Here is a 20,682-nt window from a genome sequence, read left to right as displayed (position 1 = left end):
CGTGGCGCGGATCGGCGACGTGGTCGGGCTGATCTCGACCATCGCGGGCCAGACCAACCTGCTGGCGCTCAACGCCACGATCGAGGCGGCGCGCGCGGGCGCGGCCGGCCGCGGCTTCGCGGTGGTGGCCACCGAGGTGAAGGCGCTGGCCGAGCAGACCGCCCGGGCCACGGAGGAGATCGCGGGCCAGATCGGGCGGGTCCAGGCCTCGACCGGACAGGCCGTCGCGGCGATCGGGACGATCACGGCCCGGATCCGCGACATCGACGGCGTGGCGACCACGATCGCGGCGGCGGTGGAGCAGCAGGGCGCGGCAACCCGCGAGATCGTCCGCAACGTCGGCCAGGCGGCGCAGGGCGCGGCCGCGGTCACCGGCCACGTCGCCGGCGTCGCCGCGGCCTCCGGCGCGACCGAGGCGGCGGCGGGCGAGGTCCTGGGCGCGGCCGCCGCCCTGTCGGCCCAGGCCGCGCACCTGACCGAAGAGGTCGGCCGCTTCCTCGACGGCGTCCGGGCCGCCTGAGCGCGCCCCCAAGCGCGCCTCCAAGCGCGCCGTGGGGCGCCCTTTGGGGGCGCCGCGGCCGCCTCCCTGGCCTGGACGGGTCCGAGGCGATAGAAGGCCTCCCGACGGCCGGCGCGCACGGCGCCGGCTCCAGGGAGAAACCATGCCTCGCCTGTCCCCCCTCTTCGGAGCCGCGTTGATCGCCATGACCACAGCCGCCAATGCCGAGACCGTGACCACCCCGTCGGGCCTCAAGTATCAGGACGAGGTCGTCGGCACCGGGCCCGAGCCGAAGGCCGGCCAGACGGTCACCGTCCAGTACACCGGCTGGCTCGACGAGGGCGGCAAGAAGGGCAAGAAGTTCGACTCGTCCCGCGACCGCAACCAGCCCTTCAGCTTCCCCCTCGGCGCCGGCCAGGTGATCAAGGGCTGGGACGAGGGCGTCGCCACCATGAAGACCGGCGGCAAGCGCACCCTGATCATCCCGCCGCAGCTCGGCTACGGCGCCCGTGGCGCCGGCGGCGTGATCCCGCCGAACGCCACGCTGATCTTCGACGTCGAGCTCCTCGGCGCGAAGTAAGCGCCACGGCTGCGCGACGGCGGGAATTTCGAGACGATGCTGTTCGCGCAGCTGTCCGACGAGCTGTTCAAGCCGCTGGCCTCGCCGAGCCGCGGCTTCAACGCGGCCCTGCTCCTGCACCTGCACCGGCGCGTCCTCGGGGCCGAGCCGGTGCGCAAGGCCGAGCTCCTGGCCGAGATCGGCGACTTCGCCGCCGGCTGGAGTGACCCCGAGGTCAGCGGCGGCGAGCCGATCTCGGCCGACCCGGCCGAGCGCCGCACGGCGCTCTACCGGCGCCTCCTCGACACCGGCTGGCTGATCGAGCGCCGCGAGCGCTACGTCCCGGTCGCGGAGTTCGACCCCGAGGCCCGCCTCCTCCTGGAGGAGCTGTCGCGGCTGGAACGGGGCGAGACCCGCTCCTACGGCGGGGCCGTGCTGGAGGTGCTGGGCGGGCTCGAGAGCGCCCTGTCGGACCCGGCGAACCGCTCCGAGGCGCTGTCCAACGCCGCGCGGGGCGCGGCCGCCTTCCTGTCCCACGTGCGCGGCCTCGCGGCCGGCATGCGCAAGGTCGAGGAGCGCATCCTGCGCGAGCCCGACCGCGCCAAGACCTTCCGGCTGTTCTTCGAGGATTTCGTCGAGCGCCACCTGATCAGCGACTACCGGACGCTGCACACCCGCTTCAACCCGTTCCGCTTCCGCGCCAGCGTGGTGCGCGAGGCCGGCCGGGCGCTGCGCGACGCCCTCACGGTCCGGGCCCTGGCCGAGGGCCTGATCCGCGAGGGGCGGAGCGCCGATCTCGACACGGCGCAGCGGGCCGTCCGGGCGGATCTCGCCCAGATCCTCGCGGTGTTCGAGGGCCTCGACAACCACCTCGACGCCGTCGACGCCGTGGTGGCGCGCCTGGAGCGCCGGATCGCCTCCGCGCTGCACGTGATGGACCGCCCGGACCCGAGCGGCGTCGAGCGCGTCGCCGCGATGCTGCGCGCCGTCGGCGGGTCGGAGATCGCCCCCGAGGTGCCGGGCGACGTCTCGCTGCTGCGGCCGCCGATCGGGCACGCGCATCTCCAGGCGCCGCGCGCCCGCAAGTCGGCCATCGACATGGAGCCGCTGCCCGACATCGAGGACGACCCCGTGGTCGACGCCTTCGCGGCCGCCAAGGCGGAGTTCCGGCGCCGCACCACCGTGACGCCCGAGAGCATGAGCGCCTTCGTGGAGGCCCGGCTCGGCAAGGCGGTGCGGCTGCGCGGGTCGCAGATCGTCATCGCGGGCGTCGACGACTTCATCGTGTTCCAGCGCCTGCGCGAGATCGACGTGCTGTTCGACGCCAAGCTCGGCGCGCGCTACGCCCTGACCCGGCTGCCCGAGCGCGTGGTCAACGGCTGGCTGGACTGCCCGGATTTCCTGCTGGAGCGCCGTCCCCGTGCTTGAGGGCTTCCGCGCGATCATCGACGGCGACGAGCCGCCGCCGCCCGGCGCCCGGGCGCCGGACGCCGAGGAGCTGTGCCGCGCCCTCCAGGTGCTGCTGAAGGGGCAGGTGATCTACGCCGAGACGCAGGGCATCGGCCGCTCCTACGAGCTCGCCCGGCACTACGTGCCGTTCTTCACCGACTACTTCGCCTGCCTCGGCTACGCGCTGACCGTGTCGCACCGCGACCAGATGGTCTCGCTGAGCCCGGCCGCCGACGCCCCGCGCCACGACATCGTCTCGGAGCGCCTGCGCAAGGACGAGACCCTGGTGCTGCTGGCGCTCCGGCTCCTCTACGAGGAGGGCCTGCGCGACCACCGGGCCGGAACGGACGGGATCGTCGACTGCACCACCGACGAGATCGTCGAGAAGATCCGCGCCGTGGCGCGCAACGAGCCCCCCGAGGAGGGCCGGCTCGCCGACATCCTGCGCCTCTACGCCAAGCGCGGCGGCCTGCGCCTCGGCGAGCGCGACCGGGTCGAGCGGGTCACGCCGCTGTCGCTCCTGCCGGGGCTGACGGTGCTGGCCTCCGACGCCTGGATGGAGCGCCTGCGGGCTTGGTCCGAGGCCGGCGAGGCCTGATTTCGCCGTCCGGTCGACCAGTTCGGCGCCGTCTTTGCGAGCGGAGCGAAGCAATCCAGCCAGCGCCACGATTGCCGGCGTCGCGCTGCCCTGGGTCACTTCGCTGCGCTCGCGATGACGGAGTGAGATACGTCAACCGCGACGTGCGGCCGAACCCACGTGACCGAGCTCAGGCCGCCCGGACCGTCGCCAGGAAGTGCTCGACCTCGCTGCCGAGATGGGCCGCCTGGCGGGCCATCTCGGAGGCCGAGGCCAGGACCTGCGCGGCGGCCGCGCCGGTCTCCTCGGCGGCGCCGGCGACGCCGCTGACATTGACGGTCACCGACTCGGTCCCGGTCGCGGCCTCGGCGACGTTGCGGACGATCTCCTGCGTGGCCGCGCCCTGCTCCTCCACCGCCGCCGCGATGGAGTTGGCCATGCCGCTGATCTCGCGGATGCGGCCGGCGATGCCGTCGATGGCCTGGACGGCCTGGCCGGTCGAGCCCTGGATCTGCGCGATCTGGGCCGAGATCTCGGCCGTCGCCTTGGCGGTCTGGTCGGCCAGCGCCTTCACCTCGGTGGCGACGACCGCGAAGCCGCGGCCGGCGACGCCGGCCCGGGCCGCCTCGATCGTGGCGTTCAGCGCCAGCAGGTTGGTCTGGCTGGCGATCGCCGAGATCAGGTCGACCACTTCGCCGACCCGGCGCGCGCCGGTGCTCAGGGCCTGGACGAGGTCGGCCGTGGCGGCGGCCTCGCGGACGGCGGCCTGCGCCAGGTCCGCCGAGGAGCCGACCTGGCGGCCGATCTCGTTGACCGAGGAGCCGAGCTCCTCGGCGGCCGCCGCGACCGTGGTGACGTTGGAGGAGGCCTCCTCGGCGGCGGCCGCCGCGCTGGTCGACTGGCCGGCCGTCTGCGTCGCCGTCGCGGTGAGGCTCTGGGCCGTGGACTGGAGCTGCGTCGCCGCCGACGTCACCGAGCCGACGATGCCGCCGATCGCGGATTCGAACCGGTCGGCGAGTTCGCGCGTCGCCTGCCGGCGCTGCGCCTCGGCGCCGGCCCGGGCCTGCGCGGTCTCGGCCTCGAGGGCGCGGGCGTGCAGCAGGTTCTCCCGGAACACCGCGACGGTCGCCGACATGGCGCCGATCTCGTCCCGCCGCGCCGCGTAGGGGATCTCGGCCTGGGTGTCGCCGTCGGCGAGCCGCCGCATGGACAGCGTCATCCCGGAAAGCGGCCGCGACACGCCCGTGAAGGCGTACAGCATGGCGCCGAGCGCGATGACGAGGCTGACGAGCAGGCTCACGACGGTCGTCCGGACCGCGTCGGCCTGGCTGTCGCGGGCCGCGCGTCCGGCCGCCTCGCCGTTCCGGATGTTCAGGTCGGCGAGGGCGCGGGTCGCGCTGGAGGCCGCGAGGTAGTTGGCGTTCATCGGCCCGCGGAAATAGGCGAGCGCCTGGTCGTGCTGGTCGGCCGGGAAGGCGCGCAGACGCGTCCAGTCGGCCTGCTGCACCGCCAGCTTGGCGAGCAGGTCGTCGTAGATCCCCTGCTCCTCCTTCGACGCCACCAGGCTGCGGTACGCCTCGGCCTTCGCCTGGCGGTTCCGCATCATCTCGTCGGCGTTCTTCAGGCTGGTCTCGCGCTCGGCTTCGGTATCTGCCGTCACGTAGCGGAACTGCCACAGTCGCGAGCGCATCACGAGCGCGTTGATCGCCTGGGCCTCGTTGATCGACGGCACGGCGTTGTCGATCAGCTCCGCGAGCCGCTGGTCGACAGCCTGCATCTTGTAGAGGGTCACGCCGCCCTGAACGATCGCCGCCAGGAGCAGGAGGGCGAAGAGGCCGCTGAGCTTTGCTTTGAGACTGAGACGCATCGGTCGGTTCCGGTCGTGCAGGCGAGACCCGCAGGACATGAACAGTTTGTGCTAACAGGGTTATAACCTGAGGTAGGATCAGGCTTCACGGGTTCGCGTGTGTCGGCTTGCATACGCGGCTGAGTCCGGCCAACTGGGCCGCTCATTCCCCGCCACCGACCCACCGATACCGTGTACGTCCTCACCGACATCGCCATCTCGAACTGGTACCTGATCCGCCGCGAGCAGATCCGCCTGCGCGGCGCCGCGGCGCTGGTCGGGCCGACGGGGGCCGGGAAGTCGACGATCTTCGACGCGGTCGGCACGGTGCTGGCCGGCAACAACGCCAGCCGCCTCGCCCTCAACGCCTCGGCCTCCGGCCGCAGCGCCCGCACCGTGCGCGACTACTGCCTGGGCTGGATCAGCGACCCGGCGGAGGGCGGCCGCCCGACGCGGGAATCCTGCGAGACCGTGCTGGTGCTGGTCTTCGAGAACCCCGATTCCGGCCGCGTGGTCTCGGTCGGCCTCGCCCTGGCGGCCCGGGCCGCCGAGCCGAAGGAGACCGTGCTGTCGCGCTTCATCGCGGTCGGGCACCGGTTCGAGGTCTCCGACTACGCCCGCACCGCCCCCGGCGGCACTTACACGGCGCCCTGGAGCGAGATCGCCGCGGAGCTGCGCGCCCGCGCGTCGAGCTTCACCGAGTACCGCACCTCCGGCGAGCGCTTCACGGCCGACGTGCTGGCGACCCTGCGCGAGGGCGCGCCGGCGCCGGAGCCGCGCCACTTCCTGCGCAGCTTCGCCAACGCGGTGGCGTTCAAGCCGATCTTCGACACCAGCGCCTTCGTGCGCGCCTTCGTGCTCGAGCCGGAGCCCCTCGACGTCGAGCGCGTGCGCCACTCCATCGCCAACTGGCGGCGCCTCCGGGAGACCATCGCCGAGCTGGAGACCCGGCTCGGGCGCCTGCGGCGCCTGCGCGACCGCTACGAGGCCTGGGGCGAGGCGGTCCTCGCCGCCGCGACGCACGAGCTGCGGGCGGCCAGCGCCGATCTGCGACGCCGCAGCCTCGACCTCATCGCCGTCCGGGGCCGCCTCCGCGAGGGCGCCGACACCCTGCGCATCGCCCGCGAGCGCGTCGCGGCGAGCCGCGGCTACGTCCGCGAGATCGACGGCGAGATCGCCGAGAAGAAGGCGCTGGCCGCCGCGGGCGCCGCCGAGGGCCGGCTCGCGGCCTCGACGCTCGGCCTGTCCATGCTGGAGCGCGACCGCAAGGAACTGATCGGCCGGATCGGCGACCTCGTCGCCCTCGTCGGGCAGATGGCCAAGCTCCAGCCGGTCGCCCCGATCCTGCGCCAGAGCTGCCCGCAGGCGGCCCGCCTCGCCGAAGCCTGCGCCCGGGCGGGCCTGCGCCGGGACGCCTCGCCCGAGGAGATCCTGCGCCCCGACGGCCCGCTGGCCGAGCTGGCCGACGGGCTGGCGCGCCTGCCCAACTTCGACGAGGCCCTGGAGCGGGCCGCCGAGGACGCGGCGCTCAAGGCCCGCGCGCAGGAGAGCGAGGCCGAGCGCACGGCGCCGCGCACCGGCGGCGGCCCGGCGGCGCGGCTGTCCTCCGACACGGTGGCGTTCCGCGGCGAGCTAGAGCGGCGCGGCATCGACGCGCTGCCGATCTGCGAATTGGCCGAGATCGTCGACCCGACCTGGGGGCCGGCCCTCGAAGGGCTGCTCGGGCGCGCCCGCGAGGCCCTGGTGGTCGCCCCGGACCGGCTGAGCGAGGCGCTCGGCGTGCTGCAATCCGGCCGCGACCGCTTCAGCCGCTGCATCCTGGTCAAGACCACCGACACCGCCAAGCAGCGCGCCCGCCGCTACGACGACGGTCCGCTCACCGTGATCGAGACCAGCGACCCCCACGCCGAGGCGTTCCTCGGCGTGCGGCTCGGCGGCTACGACCTCGCCCGGGACGATGCCGAGCTGGCGCGCCTGTCCCGGGCCGTGGCGCCGAGCGGCCGGACCACGGCCGGCATGGCCTACACGGTCACCCGCAGCGTCGACCTGCTGATGACCCGCGGCCATCGCGGGCCGACCGCCGACAGCCGCCGCGCCCACGAGATCGCCGTCGCGGAGGCGCGGCGCCTGCGCGGCGAGGCCGCGGTCCTGCGCGAGGCCGCCCGGACGGCCGCCGCGATCCGGGCCCGCGTCGCCCGGGGCCTCGACGCGGTTGAGGCGCTGCGGGCCGAGCTCGACGGGCTGGAGGGGCGGCGGCGCACGCTCCAGACCGAGCGGGAGGGCATCGAGAAGCGCGACACGGCCGGGCTCGCCGCCGAGATCGCCGCGCTGACCACCGAGCGGGTCGGCTACCTGCGGGAATTGTCTGAGGAGCTGGAGCCGAAGCTCGACCGCCTGCTCGCCGACGAGGCGGCCCTGCGCGCCCGGATGGGGCCTATGCGCGAGGCCGTCCGCGCCGCCCTGTCGGCCCGCCGGGCGGCCCTGCGCCAGCTGAGCGCGGGCGACGCGGCGCGGGTGCGCCTCGCCCGCGCCGAGCCCTTCGACCTCGGCGCGGTCGCCGAGGCGCGGCGGGCGCTCGCCGGCCTCGACGGCAAGGCGGCCGGGGCGCGGGTGAGCGCCGAGCGCGGCCTCGCCCGGGATTCCGCCGAGGCCGCCCGCTCGCACGGGCGGATCGCCGAGCGCGAGCTTGCGGAGGCCTGCGCCGCCTGGCGGGTGGAGAACCCGCTGGCCTCGGGGGACGCCCCGGCGATCGACGGCTTCGCCTGGGTGCGCCGGGAATACGAGGCGGTCGAGGGGCACGAGCTGCGCCGCTACCGGGCGCAGGCCGAGCGGGCCGAGTCCGAGATGCGCCGCCTCATGACCGAGGACCTGCTGACGCGCCTCGCCGACCGGTTCGAGCGGGTCCATGCCCGGCTCGCGGCCCTGAACGAGCGGCTCTCGGCGCGCAGCTTCACCGGCCAGACCTACGCGTTCGAGGCGGCGGTGGACCGCCGCTACGCCGCCGTCCACGCGCTGGCCACCGAGACCGCCCGCTCGCCCGAGGCCGCGCAGGCGCTGCTCGCCGGCGAGGCGGAGGGGCCGATGGCGGCCGCGCTCGAGGAGATCACCGCGCTGATCGCCGGCGCGGACGACGCGGCGCGGCTCGCCGATTACCGCAACTACTTCGTCTACGAGATCGGCATGCGCGACCGGGCGGGCAACCGCACCACGATGTCGGCCCGGGCGCTGCGCGGCTCCGGCGGCGAGGCGCAGGCGCCGTTCTACGTGGCGATCGCCGCGTCGCTCGCCAGCGCGTACTACCCGGGCGACCGGCCGGGCGACGAGAATCCGGGGCTCGGCCTGTGCCTGCTCGACGAGGCGTTCTCGAAGCTCGACGTGCGCAACAGCCAGGCGCTGGTCGATCTCTACCGCGCCTGGGGGCTGCAGCTGCTGATCGCCGCGCCCGAGGACAAGCGCACGACGCTGACCGAGGTGATGGACACGATCGTGACGGTCTACAAGAGCCCGGATCTGACCTCGGTCCGGATCGAGGCCGAGCACCCGCTCGAGGCGGCCCGGCGGGCGCTGCACGCGATCAACCCCGACCAAGTCGGGATCGAGGGCTTCCGCCAGTCGGACGCCGCGGAGTGAGCCCGCGGGGCACCGGGGCGGGGCTTCGCGCCGCCGTCCCCGGTATCCCCGTTCTCCGGGAGATCGATCGTCAGTTCAGGTAGGTGCGGATCCAGTTCGGCGAGAGGATCTCGCCCTCTTCGGTGATGATCCAGGGCTGCTTGGCCGGGTCGGCCAGGGCGCCGGCCGCGGCGGCGATCGCCTCCCGCAGGGTCCGGTAGCGCTCGGGCTGCGCGAGCGGGGCGCTCGCCGGGGCCGTGCGCCAGATCGTCAGATCCGCGGGCCGTTCCAGAGCTTCGGTTTCCATGGGTACTCGTCCTTCCGAACCGTTTTGGACCGTTCAGATCGCCGCCGCCGGGCTCTGCCGAGGGGCTGCGGCGATCGATGGTCTGAGCGTCAATGCAAGCATCTCTGCGGCAGCTTTGCGATCAATTCGGGCGGTTCTCGAAACCAGCGTCCGGTGCCGAGGCACGAGTTCGGGCGCGGTTCGGTGTTCCATGTCCGTATTGAGCGCGACTGAGCTGCCCTGGACTTGCGAGAATTGTGGCTCCTGAATGATGACCATTCCGTTAGCCAGTCTGCGCCGGTCGCCGACGTGCGCCAGAACACGTCAGGGGCCTGTCGGCGGCGGCGCCTCTCTGTGTTGACGCCCCGATCCTGAACGCGCACTTAAGGCTCGGCCCGTCGGGGCCCGCCTACGCGCTTCTCTCGGAGTCACCCGTGCCGGATCGTACCGTGCGCATCGTCCTCGCCGCGGTCCTGGTCCTGCTGGCGCTCTACGTCGCCCAGCCCTACCTGCAGCCGCTGCTCTACGCGGCCGACACGCCCCGGGCGATCACGGCCCGCGGCGATCTGGCGCCGGCCGAGTCCTCGACGGTCGCGCTGTTCGAGCGCGCGAGCCCGTCCGTCGTTCACGTTTTCGCGCAGGGCGCCGCGCAGAACCGCGACCTGCTCGACCTCGACGACCAGGGCGGCGATCAGGGCGGGACGCAGACCGGCACCGGCTTCGTGTGGGACGGCGCCGGTCACATCGTCACCAACACCCACGTCGTGCAGAACGCCGCGCGGAGCGGCGGCTCGGTCTCGGTCCGGATGAGCGACGGCGAGGTCGTGCCCGCCACCCTCGTCGGGATGGCGCCGTCCTACGACCTCGCGGTCCTGCAATTGGGGCGGGTGCGGACCATGCCGCCGCCGCTGGCGATCGGCACCTCGGCCGATCTCAAGGTCGGGCAGTCGGCCTTCGCCATCGGCAACCCGTTCGGCCTCGACCACACGCTGACCACCGGCGTCATCAGCGCCGTGCGCCGCCGCATGCCGACGAGCGAGGGCCGCGAAGTGTCCGGCGTCATCCAGACGGACGCGGCGATCAACCCGGGCAATTCCGGCGGCCCGCTCCTCGATTCCGCCGGCCGGCTGATCGGCGTCAACACCGCCATCGTCTCGCCCTCCGGCGCCAGCGCCGGCATCGGCTTCGCGATCCCCGTCGACGTGGTGAACCGGATCGTGCCGGAGCTGATCAAGGCCGGCCGCGTGCGCAATCCTGGCATCGGCATCATCGCCGCCCAGGAGGCGGCCACCGCCCGGCTCGGCATCGACGGCGTGGTCATCGTGCGGGTGCTGCCCGGCTCCCCGGCCGCGCAGGCCGGTCTGCGCGGCGTCGACCCGCAGACCGGCGACCTCGGCGACGTGATCGTCGAGGCCAACGATCGCCCGGTCCACCGCCTCGCGGACCTGACCGCGGCCATCGAGGAGGCCGGTCTCGGCGCCGGCGTGACCCTCAAGGTGGAGCGCGACGGCCGGATCCGGCAGGTCCGCGTCACCACCGCCGAGGTCGCGGAGAACCGGCGATGACGCGCGCGGCCCTCCTCCTGACCCTGATCCTCCTGGCCGCCGCCGCGCGCGCCGGCGAGGCGCCGACGCGCGCGCGCCTCTGCCCGGAGAACCTGCCCGAGGGCGTGCGCCTCCCGCCGCAGCCCGGCTGCGACGCGAGTGTCCGCCCGCCGACGCCGCGCCGGCCGGGCCACTTCGATCTCGGGGACGGGACGAGCATCCAGATCGGCGGGAGCGCGTCCGCCCTCTACGGCGTGCGGCGCTGAGCGATGGTGCTGTTCGCCGGCCTGCTCGCCTGCCTGACCCTGTGGTGGCTGTCGAAGAACTCGGGCGGCCTCGGCCGGAGGCTCCGCGGCGGTCTCCGGGCTGGCCTCGGCGCCGCCCTCGGGCGGGCGCGTCTGCCGACCTTCGGCGCCTTCGCGCTGCTCGCGGCCGGGTTCCTGCTCCTGCGCGGGAACTTCGTCCTCGCGGCACTGCTCGGGCTGAGCGGCGTCTGGATGATCGAGGGTCAGGCCGCCATGACCGCGCGGCTGCGCCGGCTGATCCGGCCGGGATCCGGCGAGCGCCCGCGCGACCCGGAGGACCGCCGCTTCCGCACGGTCCTGATCGACGCCCTCGTGCGCCCGGACGGCAGCCTGCGCACGGGCCGCGTCATCGCGGGGCCGGGCGCCGGCGCGTGGCTCGACAGCATGCCCACCGGGGCTGTGGTCGAGCTGCTGCGACTCTGCCGGATCCGCGACGCCGCGGGCGCCGCCCTGCTAGAGCCGTATCTCGACCGCCGGTCGCCCGGATGGCGTGTAGACGCTGAGGGCGATCGCGACCCGCGGCCGCGCCGTCCGCCGCATCCAGGGGCGATGACGCAGGAGCAGGCGTACGAGATCCTGGGGCTTCAGCGCGGGGCGACCGCTGAGGAGATCCGGTCGGCCCACCGGTCTCTCATGAAGCGCGCCCACCCCGACCAGGGGGGCAGCGCCGAGGGCGCGGCGCGCGTCAACGCGGCCCGGGACAGGCTTCTGAACCGACATCGCTGAACTCCACGCGCGTTGTCAGAGAGTTACCGATCGTCGGCCGCGGACGAACTCGGTCGCGGCCGTTCCGTATCCGGCGCGCGGGCGCGCCGGTGGCTCGCGAAACGCGGCGCGCGGGCGCGCCGGCGGGTCTCGCGGGTCTCAGCTCCGGGTGGCGAAGCAGCTGAAGCCGCTGCGCTTCAGGGCCGAGCAGGCCTCCTGGGCGGAATCCTGCTCGGCGAAGCCCGAGAAGCGAGCGCGGAACAGCGTGGTGCCGCCGTGCTCGACCTTGACCGTGTAAGGCGCGGCCTTCGACAGGCTGCCGCCGACCTTGGCGCGCGCCTCCGAGAGCATCGTCCGGGCCTTGGACTCGTCGTCCATGGCGCCGAGCTGGATCACCCAGGCGGTCGGGACGACGCGGGCGCCGGAGACCGCCTTCGGCGGCTCGTCGCGCTCGAGGGAGGCCACCCGGGCCGTGGACTTGGACGCGCCCGGGAAGGGCGGCTGGGCGTTGCCGCCGCCGGCATAGGCCTGGGCCGCCTTCGGGATGCCCTGCGGGCCGGGCTTCCAGGTGCCGCCCGGCGTCGTCGTCTTGGCGGGGGACAGGTCGAGGGGCTCGCCGGTGGTGCCGGTCGTCTCGACGTCCTCGTCGTCCGCCGAGGCGACCTGCGTGCGGGTCCGCGAGACCGCGTCGGCGACGACCGCCGGGCGGGCGCGCTCGGCGACCTCGGTAACCGGCGCCGAGATCCGGGCGCCGGCATAGGCGCGCGGCAGGCTGGCGCGGACGAGGTCGGCCATGATCCGGTCGCGGCTCGCGCCGGACTTGCCGCCCAGCACGATCGCCACGATCTGGCGCCCCTCGGACTTCGCCGCGGTCATCAGGTTGAAGCCGGAATCTCGGGTGTAGCCGGTCTTGATCCCGTCGACGCCCTGGACGTTGCCCAGGAGGCGGTTGTGGTTGCCGATCACCCGGCCGCGGAACGCGAAGGACCGGGTCTGGAAGTAGCGGTAGTAGTGCGGGAACCGGTCCTGGATCGCCCGCGCCAGCACGGTCAGGTCGCGCGCGGTGGTCAGCTGGTCCGGATCGGGCAGGCCCGAGGCGTTGGCGTAGTGCGTGCGGCTCATGCCGAGGGCGTGGGCCTTCGCGGTCATCATCTGGGCGAAGCGCTCCTCGGAGCCGGCGATGTTCTCGCCGATGGCGCAGGCCACGTCGTTCGCCGACTTCGTCACGATCGCCTTGATGGCGTCCTCGACCGAGATGGTCTGGCCGGGGCGCAGGCCGAGCTTGGACGGCGCCTGGGCGGCGGCGTGGGCCGAGATGGTCAGGTCGGAATCGAGGGCGAACTTGCCCCGCTCCATCTGCTCGAACAGCATGTAGAGCGTCATCACCTTGGTGATCGAGGCCGGGTGCCGCAGGGCGTCCTCGTTCACCGCGTGCAAGGTCTTGCCGCTCTTCACGTCCACGACCATCGCCGCGTAGGGCGGGTTGTAGCCGCCGCCGGCGCGGGCATGGTGGTGGTGCCGACCGCGCCGGGCGTCGGCCGGTGAGGCCATGGCCGTCAGGACGGCGGCGGCCAGGATCGCGGCCGGGAGCGCTGGAATCGTCCGGGAGCGGCCTACTACGCTACGCATCACGCCTGATTGCCTCGCGAGACCGGATCTGGCCGGTCGTATCCCCTGCAGAGCCTTCCGCCGATCACGTGGCCCCGCTGCATCAGTGGAGAGTTAGGCAAGTGCAGTTACAGGCCCGTTAATGCGATCGCGGCGAGTGCCGGATCGTGCCGGTCCGGCATCCGCTTACCGGCCGTTCCCGACCCGCTGTTGCCGGTCGGCCATGCCGTGCCGGTTGCGGCCGGCCGCTCTTACAGGCCCGAGCTTGACGCTGGCTGTCGTGCCGCACACTCTCGCGGCGATCCGAAACTGTCGGTCGCGGATGGCGGGCCGGCTCGGCGGCGGACCGGAGATCGGCGATGCAGAGACCCCTTGCCCTCCCCCTGAGCCCGGTCGCCTCCGGCTTCGGGACGCCCCTGCGGCGGTTCGGGATCGCGAGCCGCGCGGCCCAGACCCTCGGCATCGAGTATCTCGACTCGGTCAAGAAGGCCCTCGACGATCTCGGGGCGACCTGGGGGGCGCTGGCGGCGGCCCGCAGCCCGACCGAGATCCTGGCGGTGCAGGCCGCGTACCTGCAGCGGGCCGGGGAGCGCGCCGCGGCCCGCTCGGCCGCCGCCGGCGACGCGATGCTGGGCCTGACCGGCGCGTTCCTGCGGCCGAAGGCGGTGGCGCCGGCCGCGGCCCGTCCCGGCCCGGCGCGCTAGCGGGTCGGCCATCATGCATCGGGGACGCGCGGTGCAGGGCGGACAAGTGCGCACAGGCGTCTGGCGAAGTCGGCTCACCGTCTGTAGATTAACCGGCGTGGAGCTGAGCGCTGCTCCCGGCAGGCCAGGATCAGGATCGGCCGTGAGGGCCGGCGGCGCCCGCTCCGAGCAAGGGATCGGTTCGACGCACATGAGACAGGTCCCCATGCAGGGCACCGCGAGTTCGACCAGGGAGCACCGGCCGGCGCGTATCGCGGTCACGGCATCCGGTTCGCGCACGCCCGGGGGCGACGACCGGTCCAACACCGCGATCATCACGCGCACGAAGCCGCGGACCAAGCGGCCGAGTCTGTACCGGGTACTCCTTCTGAACGACGACTATACGCCGATGGAGTTCGTGGTCCTGGTGGTCGAGCGGTTCTTCAACAAGAGCCACGAGGACGCCTACCACATCATGATGCACGTGCATCAGAACGGGGTCGGCGAGTGCGGGGTCTTCACCTACGAGGTGGCGGAGACCAAGGTGACGCAGGTCATGGACTTCGCACGCAAACACCAACATCCTCTCCAGTGCGTTATGGAAAAGAAATAGGCGCCGCTCGCGGTAGGCACGAAGGACAGAGGCCAGCTTTGCCAAGCTTCTCACGCAGCCTAGAACAAGCCCTCCACCGCGCCCTGGCGCTCGCCGGGGAGCGCCGGCACGAATACGCGACGCTGGAGCATCTCCTGCTCGCCCTGGTGGATGACCAAGATGCGGCCGCGGTCATGCGCGCCTGCAACGTCGAGATCGACACGCTCAAGCGCAGCTTGGTCGACTACGTCGATACCGAGCTGTCCAACCTCACCGGCGACGGCCGGCAGGACGCCAAGCCCACGGCCGGGTTCCAGCGCGTGATCCAGCGCGCCGTGATCCATGTCCAGTCGTCGGGCCGCGAGGAGGTGACCGGCGCCAACGTGCTGGTGGCGATCTTCGCCGAGCGCGAGAGCCACGCCGCCTACTTCCTGCAGGAGCAGGACATGACCCGCTACGACGCGGTCAACTACATCAGCCACGGCATCGCCAAGCGGCCCGGCGCCTCCGAGGCGAAGCCCGTGCGCGGCGCCGACGAGGAGGGCGCGTCCGAGCGTCCGAGCGACGAGGGCGATCCCCGCGGTGCCAAGAAGAAGGGCGACGCGCTCGACGCCTACTGCGTCAACCTCAACAAGAAGGCGCGCGACGGCAAGATCGACCCGCTGATCGGCCGCCATTCCGAGGTCGAGCGCACGATCCAGGTCCTCTGCCGCCGGCAGAAGAACAACCCGCTGCTGGTCGGCGATCCCGGCGTCGGCAAGACCGCGATCGCCGAGGGTCTGGCGCGCAAGATCATCCAGCACGAGGTGCCGGAGGTGCTCGCCGACGCGACCGTCTTCTCCCTCGACATGGGCACGCTGCTCGCTGGCACCCGCTACCGGGGCGACTTCGAGGAGCGCCTCAAGCAGGTGATGAAGGAGATCGAGGCGCACCCGAACGCCATCATGTTCATCGACGAGATCCACACGGTGATCGGCGCCGGTGCGACCTCGGGCGGGGCCATGGACGCGTCGAACCTGCTCAAGCCCGCCCTGGCGTCCGGCACGCTGCGCTGCATCGGCTCGACCACCTACAAGGAGTACCGCCAGTACTTCGAGAAGGACCGCGCCCTGGTCCGCCGGTTCCAGAAGATCGACGTCAACGAGCCGTCGATCCCCGACACGATCGAGATCGTGAAGGGCCTGCGGCCGTACTTCGAGGAGTTCCACAAGCTCAAGTACACGACCGAGGCCGTGAAGGCCGCGGTGGAGCTGTCGGCCCGCTACATCAACGACCGCAAGCTGCCCGACAAGGCGATCGACGTGATCGACGAGACCGGCGCCTCGCAGATGCTGGTGCCGGAGGCGCGCCGCAAGCGCACCATCGGCATCAAGGAGATCGAGGCGACCATCGCCACGATGGCCCGGATCCCGCCGAAGACCGTCTCCAAGGACGACGCGGTGGTGCTCCAGCACCTGACCGAGAACCTGAAGCGCGTGGTCTACGGACAGCCGAACGCCATCGAGGCCCTGACCTCGGCGATCAAGCTGGCCCGGGCCGGCCTGCGCGACCCGGACAAGCCGATCGGCTCGTACCTGTTCGCGGGCCCGACCGGCGTCGGCAAGACCGAGGCCGCCAAGCAGCTCGCCGCCTCGCTCGGCGTCGAGATGCTGCGCTTCGACATGTCGGAGTACATGGAGCGCCACACGGTGAGCCGCCTGATCGGCGCGCCCCCCGGTTACGTGGGCTTCGACCAGGGCGGCCTGCTCACCGACGGGATCGACCAGCACCCGCACTGCGTGCTGCTCCTCGACGAGATCGAGAAGGCGCATCCGGACCTGTTCAACATCCTGCTGCAGGTGATGGATCACGGGAAGCTGACCGACCACAACGGCAAGCAGGTCGATTTCCGCAACGTCATCATCATCATGACGTCGAACGCGGGCGCCTCGGACCTGGCCAAGGCGGCCTACGGCTTCACCCAGTCGAAGCGCTCCGGCGACGACGTCGAGGCGATCAACCGGCTGTTCGCGCCGGAATTCCGCAACCGGCTCGACGCGATCATCTCGTTCGGCCATCTGCCGAAGGACGTGGTGGCGAAGGTGGTGGACAAGTTCGTCCTCCAGCTCGAGGCGCAGCTCGCCGACCGCAACGTCACGATCGAGCTCTCCGACGAGGCCCGGGACTGGCTGGTGGAGCACGGCTACGACGACGCGATGGGCGCGCGCCCGATGGCCCGGCTGATCCAGTCGACCATCAAGACGCCGCTCGCCGACGAGGTGCTGTTCGGCAAGCTCAAGGACGGCGGCGCGGTCCGCGTGGTCGTCCGCAAGCCGGAGGACGGCGAGGCCAAGGCCGGCGCCAAGGACAGCCTGGGCTTCGACTTCCCGGCGGGTCCCGTGACGCCCAAGCCCGAGAAGGACGTGACCAACGCCGCCAAGCGCCACAAGCGCGCCAAGCCCCGCACCGCGGCCCGGAAGAAGACGCCGAAGGACAACAAGGGCGGCGGCGGCAGCTCGGGCGGCGGCGTCCGGACCGTGCCGAAGGTGCCACTCGTGCGCGCCTAATGGTGTGCAGGCCGGCCGGCGGCCTTCCGGACTCGGGGGCCGCCGGTCTATGACCGCCGCGACGCGCATGCGCCGCGGCGAGGAGGCGCCCGATGACTGACAACCTGCACGAGGGACCTCTGTCCCCCGTCGCGCAGCCGGCGCCCCCCAAGAAGCTCACCCGGCGCGAGGAGCGGCGCCGGCGTCGCCAGCGGCGCCGCCGCGGCGAGGAGGTGCTGGCCTGGGTGCTCGTGCCGTTCATCTGCTTCGGCATCTACTGGGGCATCGCCGCCGGCTTCGACTTCTTCGGCACCTCGCCGGGCCAGGTCTGGGACCAGCTGATGCAGGTCAAGGCCATGATGGAGAAGCGTTCGGGTCCCCAGGGCGCGCGCGGCTAGCGCGCCGCCGCGGGTCCCGGCGCGCGGGAGGCGACGCCTCCGGACGGTTCCGAGCGGGCGCGCCCATGACACCGACCCGTCGATCGCTGCTCGCCGCCCCCCTCCTGGCGATGCCGGCCCTCCGGGCCCGCGCCGGCGGCGGATCCGTGGTCGTCGTCGGCGCCGGGGCCGCGGGGCTCGCGGCCGCCGCCCTCCTGCGGGCGGCCGGGCAGAGTTTCACCCTCGTCGAGGCCCGGGACCGGATCGGCGGCCGCGCCTTCACCGACCGGGCGCTCGGCGCCGCGTGCCGGTTCGACGCCGGCGCCGAGTACATCCACTGGGCCGAGCGCAATCCCTGGGCGCCCATCGCCCGGGCGGCCGGGGCGCACGTCGCCCGCGAGGACGGCTGGGCGCGGCGGCTCGTCGTCGACGGCCGTCCCGCCACCGTCGCCGAGGCGGCGCAGCGGCGCGCCGGCTTCTCCGGCCTCGACGCGCTGCTCGCCCCGAAGGGCGGCGACCCGTCCCTGGCGGACGCGGCCCGGGCCGGCGGCCCCGACGCCGCCCTGGCGGCGGCCGGCCTGAGCCGGCTCTCCCTCGGCGAGGATCCCGAGCGGGTCTCGGCCGTGGACTACGACCGGCTCTGGTCCGGCTCCGACCTCTGGATCGACGGCTACGGCGACCTCGTGGCGCGGCACTTCGCCGACATGCCGGTCAGCCTCGGCTGCCCCGTGCGGGCGATCGACTGGTCGGGCCGCGGGGTCCGGGTCGAGACGGCGCGGGGCACGATCGCGGCCGCCGCCGCCATCGTCACGGTGCCGGTCGGTGTGCTGAAGGCCGGGGCCGTGGCGTTCGCGCCGGACCTGCCGGACGCCGCCCGGACGGCGCTCGACGGCCTGTCGATGGGCGCCTACACCAAGATCGGCCTGCGCCTCGACCCCGCGCGCCTCGACGGCGCCGACCTCGGCGACGCGGTCTCGGTGGCGACGGGCGGCCCGACGATCTACTTCGAGATGCAGCCCTTCGGCCGGTCCCTGGCGGTGGCCAATCTCGGCGGCGACCTCGCACGCGACCTGTGCCGGGCCGGCGAGGCGGAGGCGGTGGCGCTCGCCACCGAGCGCCTGGTCGCGGTCCTCGGCGGCGGCGCCCGCAGCGCCGTCCAGGCCGGGCGCCTCGCCGGCTGGTGGACGGACCCGCACGCCCGGGGCTCCTACTCGATCGCCGCCCCCGGCCACGCGGAGGCCCGCGACCGCCTGCGCGCGCCGGTCGGCGGGCGCGTGTTCTTCGCCGGGGAGGCACTGGCGGGCGGCGGCGCCATGACGGTGGGCGGGGCGACGCTCGACGGCGAGCGCGCGGCCCGCGCGGTGCTGAAGGCGCTGGGCGCCTGAGCGGCCCGTCTCGGCCATCCGTGTTGGCCATCCGTGTTGGCCATCCGTCTTGGCGGCCCGCTCAGGCGGTCGCGGCGCGGCTCGGCAGCGGTCGCGCGGGTGCCGCGACGGTGGCCCGGCGCCGGATCGCCGCCACCTCCAAGGGCTCGGCGCGGCCGCGCAGGGCGTGGGCTCCGAGATCCTCCGCCACGAGGTCGTCCGGCAAAGGGCCGAGCCGGGCGAGGAGGTCGGCCGAGACGAGGACGTCGACGCCCAAGGTCTTCGACAGGGCCTCCAGCCGGGCCGTCGTGTTCACGACGTCGCCGAAATACGCGATCTTGTGCCGCTCCAGCCCGATCTCGGCGGTCACGACCGGACCGCAATGCAGCGCGGCGCGGAACTGCGGCACCTGCCCGAAGCGGCCGCGCCAGCTCTCCGCCTCGGCGGCGAGGCGCTCCTGGAACGCGAAGACGCAGCGCAGGCAGGCGGCGTCGCGCAGGCCCCGCTCCATCGTCCAGGTCACCAGCGCCAGGTCGCCGACGTAGTCGTCGATGGAGCCGCGGGCGCGCGCCACCGGCAGCGCCAGGGCGTTGAACACCTGCCCGAGATAGGCCTGCGCCGCCCGGTCGCCGTGGCGGTCGGCGAAGCGCGTCGATCCGGTCACGTCGAGGAAGAGGAAGATCCGCTCCTCGCTGATCGGCCGGTGGTAGCGCCCGATCAGCAGGTTGGCGAAGACGCCGGGGCCGATCAGGTCGCGGACCCGGAACACGAATACCACCAGGGCCGAGATGCCGAGCGCGTAGAGCAGGCCGGACTGCGACATCAGCATCGCGTTCCGCTCGCTGTACATGAAGCGGAACAGCTGGTTCAGCACCGTGCTGGCGACCGCGTTCCCGACCACGATCAGCGCGATGTAGAGCGCCACGGTGGCGAGCAGGAACAGCGGCGTCGCGAGGCCGCGGATGCGGTCGCGCAGGCGCGGCGCCAGCAGCTGGCGCTCGTAGAGCAGGATCGGCGTGCCGATGATCGCGCCGCGGATCGCCGTCCCGGTCAGCGGGGCGATCCCGAAGATCACCCCGTAGAGGAGCCCCGCCAGGGCCCCCAGGGCGGGCGCCACCAGCAGGAACCAGCGCGGGCCGAAGCGCATGGGTTCGCGTGCCCCGCCCGGCCCCGCTCAGTCCAGCCGGAGCGCGTGGACCGAGAACAGCTGGTCCGGGTCGGTCCAGACCGTCAGCCACGTCCAGCCCGCCCGCTCGGTCAGCGCGCGGAACGTGGCCGGCGTGTATTTGTAGCTGCTCTCGGTGTGGATCGTCTCGCCCGCTGCGAACGCGAAGGTGTCGGCGCCGACCCGCACCGCCTGGGCGTCGCGGGCGACGAGATGCATCTCGATCCGCGAGGCGTCGGTGTTGAACACCGCCCGGTGGCTGAACGCGCCGGGCTCGAAGCGGCCGGCGAGTTCCCGGTTGATCCGGGTCAGGAGGTTGAGGTTGAAGGCCGCCGTCACGCCCTGCGCGTCGTCGTAGGCGGTCTCCAGCACCGCCGGGTCCTTCACGAGGTCGACGCCGACGATCATGTGGGCGCCCGGCCCCAGGATCCGCCCGAACCGGCGCAGCAGCGCCTCGGCCTCGTGCGGGTCGAAGTTGCCGATGGTCGAGCCCGGGAAGAACCCGGCGCGCGGCAGGCCGTTCAGGCTGTCCGGCAGGTCGAAGTCTCGGGTGAAGTCGGCCACGACCGGCTCGACCCGCAGGTCCGGGAAGTCGCCCCGCAGGACCTCCGCCTGCCCGCGCAGGAACTCGCCGGAGACGTCCACCGGCACGTAGGCCGCGAGGGTGTCGAGGTGGCGCAGGAGACGGCGCAGCTTCACGGTCGAGCCGCTGCCGAACTCCACCAGCGCCGCGTGGGCCGGCAGAAGCGCGGCGATCTCGGGCCCGCAGGCGTCGAGGATGCCGATCTCGGTCCGGGTCGGGTAGTACTCCGGGAGCCGGGTGATCGCCTCGAACAGCGCGGACCCGGCCTCGTCGTAGAAGTATTTCGGCGACAGGGCCTTCTGGGGCTTGGACAGGCCCGCGCGGACGTCGTCGAGGAAGCTCAGCGGCGGCGCGTCCAGCGTGACCGGCGTCGCGTCGGCGAAGGTGGGCTTGATGGTCAAGGGCG

At 73.3% G+C, this 20,682-nt stretch carries 18 protein-coding genes; 13 read left to right on the top strand and 5 right to left on the bottom strand.

Annotated features, from left to right (window positions below; translation table 11 throughout):
• From ACLBYG_RS28285 to ACLBYG_RS28270, 4 genes are all read left to right on the top strand, one after another.
• Window positions 1-520: methyl-accepting chemotaxis protein (locus ACLBYG_RS28285; RefSeq protein WP_447683667.1), on the top strand; the 520-nt coding region annotated here is incomplete at its 5' end.
• A gap of 142 nt (window positions 521-662) precedes the next feature.
• Window positions 663-1,079: an FKBP-type peptidyl-prolyl cis-trans isomerase gene (locus ACLBYG_RS28280; RefSeq protein ID WP_026605341.1), complete on the top strand. Its 417-nt coding sequence runs from the start codon at window positions 663-665 to the stop codon at window positions 1,077-1,079.
• 36 nt (window positions 1,080-1,115) lie between these two features.
• Window positions 1,116-2,486: a Wadjet anti-phage system protein JetA family protein gene (locus tag ACLBYG_RS28275; protein ID WP_447683666.1), complete on the top strand. Its 1,371-nt coding sequence runs from the start codon at window positions 1,116-1,118 to the stop codon at window positions 2,484-2,486.
• On the top strand, window positions 2,479-3,105 hold the full coding sequence (locus tag ACLBYG_RS28270; RefSeq protein ID WP_447683665.1) for a DUF4194 domain-containing protein: 627 nt from the start codon (window positions 2,479-2,481) through the stop codon (window positions 3,103-3,105). The genes ACLBYG_RS28275 and ACLBYG_RS28270 overlap by 8 nt, the downstream gene beginning before the upstream one ends.
• Window positions 3,106-3,274: 169 nt before the next feature.
• Here the strand turns inward: ACLBYG_RS28270 and ACLBYG_RS28265 are convergent, their stop codons facing one another.
• Entirely contained in the window at window positions 3,275-4,951 is a 1,677-nt protein-coding gene (locus ACLBYG_RS28265) for a methyl-accepting chemotaxis protein (RefSeq protein WP_447683664.1), read from the bottom strand.
• A gap of 171 nt (window positions 4,952-5,122) precedes the next feature.
• On the opposite strand from ACLBYG_RS28265, the gene ACLBYG_RS28260 reads away from it, so the two are divergent.
• Window positions 5,123-8,560 (top strand): SbcC/MukB-like Walker B domain-containing protein, encoded by a 3,438-nt coding sequence (locus ACLBYG_RS28260; protein ID WP_447683663.1) that lies wholly within the window; start codon window positions 5,123-5,125, stop codon window positions 8,558-8,560.
• 70 nt (window positions 8,561-8,630) lie between these two features.
• Here ACLBYG_RS28260 and ACLBYG_RS28255 read toward each other — a convergent pair whose 3' ends face one another.
• Entirely contained in the window at window positions 8,631-8,846 is a 216-nt protein-coding gene (locus tag ACLBYG_RS28255; RefSeq protein WP_042674010.1) for a hypothetical protein, read from the bottom strand.
• 413 nt (window positions 8,847-9,259) lie between these two features.
• Here ACLBYG_RS28255 and ACLBYG_RS28250 point away from each other — a divergent pair, with 413 nt between their 5' ends.
• From ACLBYG_RS28250 to ACLBYG_RS28240, 3 genes are read left to right on the top strand one after another with little or no spacing between them, the layout of a single operon-like run.
• Window positions 9,260-10,390 (top strand): S1C family serine protease, encoded by a 1,131-nt coding sequence (locus ACLBYG_RS28250; protein WP_447683662.1) that lies wholly within the window; start codon window positions 9,260-9,262, stop codon window positions 10,388-10,390.
• Window positions 10,387-10,635, top strand: a complete 249-nt coding sequence (locus ACLBYG_RS28245) for a hypothetical protein (RefSeq protein ID WP_020095812.1) — start codon at window positions 10,387-10,389, stop codon at window positions 10,633-10,635. Before ACLBYG_RS28250 ends, ACLBYG_RS28245 begins: the two co-directional genes overlap by 4 nt.
• Before the next feature lie 3 nt (window positions 10,636-10,638).
• On the top strand, window positions 10,639-11,400 hold the full coding sequence (locus tag ACLBYG_RS28240) for a J domain-containing protein (RefSeq protein ID WP_020095813.1): 762 nt from the start codon (window positions 10,639-10,641) through the stop codon (window positions 11,398-11,400).
• 138 nt (window positions 11,401-11,538) lie between these two features.
• Here ACLBYG_RS28240 and ACLBYG_RS28235 read toward each other — a convergent pair whose 3' ends face one another.
• Window positions 11,539-13,008, bottom strand: coding sequence for a D-alanyl-D-alanine carboxypeptidase (locus ACLBYG_RS28235; RefSeq protein ID WP_091924950.1), 1,470 nt, complete (start codon window positions 13,006-13,008; stop codon window positions 11,539-11,541).
• Between the two features lie 338 nt (window positions 13,009-13,346).
• On the opposite strand from ACLBYG_RS28235, the gene ACLBYG_RS28230 reads away from it, so the two are divergent.
• From ACLBYG_RS28230 to ACLBYG_RS28210, 5 genes are all read left to right on the top strand, one after another.
• Window positions 13,347-13,691, top strand: coding sequence for a phasin family protein (locus ACLBYG_RS28230; RefSeq protein WP_447683661.1), 345 nt, complete (start codon window positions 13,347-13,349; stop codon window positions 13,689-13,691).
• A gap of 205 nt (window positions 13,692-13,896) precedes the next feature.
• On the top strand, window positions 13,897-14,283 hold the full coding sequence (clpS, locus tag ACLBYG_RS28225) for an ATP-dependent Clp protease adapter ClpS (RefSeq protein WP_447683660.1): 387 nt from the start codon (window positions 13,897-13,899) through the stop codon (window positions 14,281-14,283).
• A gap of 38 nt (window positions 14,284-14,321) precedes the next feature.
• On the top strand, window positions 14,322-16,808 hold the full coding sequence (gene clpA / locus ACLBYG_RS28220; RefSeq protein WP_447683659.1) for an ATP-dependent Clp protease ATP-binding subunit ClpA: 2,487 nt from the start codon (window positions 14,322-14,324) through the stop codon (window positions 16,806-16,808).
• Window positions 16,809-16,900: 92 nt separating this feature from the next.
• Window positions 16,901-17,185, top strand: a complete 285-nt coding sequence (locus ACLBYG_RS28215; RefSeq protein ID WP_020095819.1) for a hypothetical protein — start codon at window positions 16,901-16,903, stop codon at window positions 17,183-17,185.
• Between the two features lie 65 nt (window positions 17,186-17,250).
• Window positions 17,251-18,549 (top strand): flavin monoamine oxidase family protein, encoded by a 1,299-nt coding sequence (locus ACLBYG_RS28210; protein WP_447683658.1) that lies wholly within the window; start codon window positions 17,251-17,253, stop codon window positions 18,547-18,549.
• Window positions 18,550-18,610: 61 nt separating this feature from the next.
• Here the strand turns inward: ACLBYG_RS28210 and ACLBYG_RS28205 are convergent, their stop codons facing one another.
• Window positions 18,611-19,675 carry an adenylate/guanylate cyclase domain-containing protein gene (locus ACLBYG_RS28205; RefSeq protein ID WP_447683657.1) on the bottom strand — a complete coding sequence of 355 codons (1,065 nt, stop codon included), beginning with the start codon at window positions 19,673-19,675 and terminating at the stop codon, window positions 18,611-18,613.
• 27 nt (window positions 19,676-19,702) lie between these two features.
• The gene (gene egtD, locus ACLBYG_RS28200) at window positions 19,703-20,677 is read right to left on the bottom strand and encodes an L-histidine N(alpha)-methyltransferase (RefSeq protein ID WP_100253524.1); all 975 of its coding nucleotides are present in this window, start codon (window positions 20,675-20,677) and stop codon (window positions 19,703-19,705) included.
• Window positions 20,678-20,682 lie beyond the last annotated feature (5 nt).

Source organism: Methylobacterium sp. D53M (assembly GCF_053345625.1).
This window is presented reverse-complemented; position numbering and strand designations above follow the sequence as displayed.

What these genes read in the sequence shown, in the direction of transcription:
- ACLBYG_RS28280 (WP_026605341.1), top strand. Translation starts at nt 663, where the DNA reads ATGCCTCGCCTGTCCCCCCTCTTCGGAGCCGCGTTGATCGCCATGACC.
- ACLBYG_RS28275 (WP_447683666.1), top strand. Translation starts at nt 1,116, where the DNA reads ATGCTGTTCGCGCAGCTGTCCGACGAGCTGTTCAAGCCGCTGGCCTCG.
- ACLBYG_RS28265 (WP_447683664.1), bottom strand. Translation starts at nt 4,951, where the DNA reads ATGCGTCTCAGTCTCAAAGCAAAGCTCAGCGGCCTCTTCGCCCTCCTG.
- ACLBYG_RS28255 (WP_042674010.1), bottom strand. Translation starts at nt 8,846, where the DNA reads ATGGAAACCGAAGCTCTGGAACGGCCCGCGGATCTGACGATCTGGCGC.
- ACLBYG_RS28245 (WP_020095812.1), top strand. Translation starts at nt 10,387, where the DNA reads ATGACGCGCGCGGCCCTCCTCCTGACCCTGATCCTCCTGGCCGCCGCC.
- ACLBYG_RS28240 (WP_020095813.1), top strand. Translation starts at nt 10,639, where the DNA reads ATGGTGCTGTTCGCCGGCCTGCTCGCCTGCCTGACCCTGTGGTGGCTG.
- ACLBYG_RS28235 (WP_091924950.1), bottom strand. Translation starts at nt 13,008, where the DNA reads ATGCGTAGCGTAGTAGGCCGCTCCCGGACGATTCCAGCGCTCCCGGCC.
- ACLBYG_RS28230 (WP_447683661.1), top strand. Translation starts at nt 13,347, where the DNA reads ATGCAGAGACCCCTTGCCCTCCCCCTGAGCCCGGTCGCCTCCGGCTTC.
- clpS (WP_447683660.1), top strand. Translation starts at nt 13,897, where the DNA reads ATGCAGGGCACCGCGAGTTCGACCAGGGAGCACCGGCCGGCGCGTATC.
- ACLBYG_RS28215 (WP_020095819.1), top strand. Translation starts at nt 16,901, where the DNA reads ATGACTGACAACCTGCACGAGGGACCTCTGTCCCCCGTCGCGCAGCCG.
- ACLBYG_RS28210 (WP_447683658.1), top strand. Translation starts at nt 17,251, where the DNA reads ATGACACCGACCCGTCGATCGCTGCTCGCCGCCCCCCTCCTGGCGATG.
- ACLBYG_RS28205 (WP_447683657.1), bottom strand. Translation starts at nt 19,675, where the DNA reads ATGCGCTTCGGCCCGCGCTGGTTCCTGCTGGTGGCGCCCGCCCTGGGG.